The 1,002-nt window shown below is 70.7% G+C and carries 2 protein-coding genes; both read right to left on the reverse strand.

All coding sequences use genetic code 11. The features are described from left to right. On the reverse strand, positions 1-267 hold a 267-nt coding region (locus JK363_RS41355; protein ID WP_201883479.1), incomplete at its 3' end, for a GTP-binding protein. Beyond that, positions 248-907 carry a DUF742 domain-containing protein gene (locus JK363_RS41360; RefSeq protein WP_307822123.1) on the reverse strand — a complete coding sequence of 220 codons (660 nt, stop codon included), beginning with the start codon at positions 905-907 and terminating at the stop codon, positions 248-250. The genes JK363_RS41360 and JK363_RS41355, both read right to left, overlap by 20 nt. Positions 908-1,002: the final 95 nt, after the last annotated feature.

Raw genomic sequence — 1,002 nt, forward strand, 5'->3', positions numbered from 1 at the left:
GGGGGTGCCGAACAGATACAGGATCAGGTCCTGGTCGAGCGTGATCCGGCCGAAGTCCATCGCCACCGTGGTGGTGGTCTTGTCCGGGGCGTGGGTGAGATCGTCGATCCCCGCCGAGGCGGAGGTCATCACGGCTTCGGTGCGCAGCGGGTTGATCTCCGAGACCGCGCCGACAAACGTGGTCTTGCCCACGCCGAAGCCGCCCGCCACCACGATCTTCGCGGAGGTGGTGGAGCGGGCTGCACCGCTAGAGCTTGCGAAGTCCACTGAGCACCCTTTCGAGCAATGTCACGTCAGGCTGTCCGCCGGCGGACTCGTCGCCGCCGGGCTGGTGAATGGCGACGAGCCCGGCCTCGGCCAGGTCGGCGACAAGGATCCGGGCGACGCCCAGGGGGATGGTGAGCAGTGCGGAGATCTCGGCAATCGACTTGATCTCGCGGCACAGTCGGCAGATCCGCTGGTGCTCGGGCAGCTGGCCCTGGAGCTGGGCGGGTTCGGCCGTGGAGTGCACCAGCGCCTCGATGGCGAGCTGGTAGCGGGGCCGGGTCCGGCCCCCGGTCATGGCGTACGGCCGCACCAGCGGGTTGTGGGTGCCGCCGGTGGGGGAGGGTGCCGGGGCGGGGCGCGCGGGCGGCTGTACGGGCTGGATACGCGGGGCGGGCGGCGGTTCGTACCGTGGCCCCTCCGGTGGTCCGGGCGGACCGTAGGAGGGCGGATACGACTGCCCCCGGCCCTGCTGCGGCTGCCGCTGCGGGGGCGGCTGCTGCTGGTGCCCGTCACCGGGCTCCTGGGAGTGGGCCTGGCTGCTGGGCGCGGAGGGGAAGTTGAAGCGCTTCAGCGGGGCTTCTCCGCGCGGCTCGGACGGCTGCCCAGAGCCATACGGATATCCGCTAGGGGGCGTTGCCACGTTTCCTCCTCCAACTCGCCTGTCTTGCCGTGCGCGCCACCGCACCCTATGGCGCGGTGGCGTGGAACGCACTCCATGTTTGCTAGTTGAGAAGA

The organism is Streptomyces coffeae, from assembly GCF_016741875.1.
GTDB classification, from domain to species: domain Bacteria; phylum Actinomycetota; class Actinomycetes; order Streptomycetales; family Streptomycetaceae; genus Streptomyces; species Streptomyces coffeae.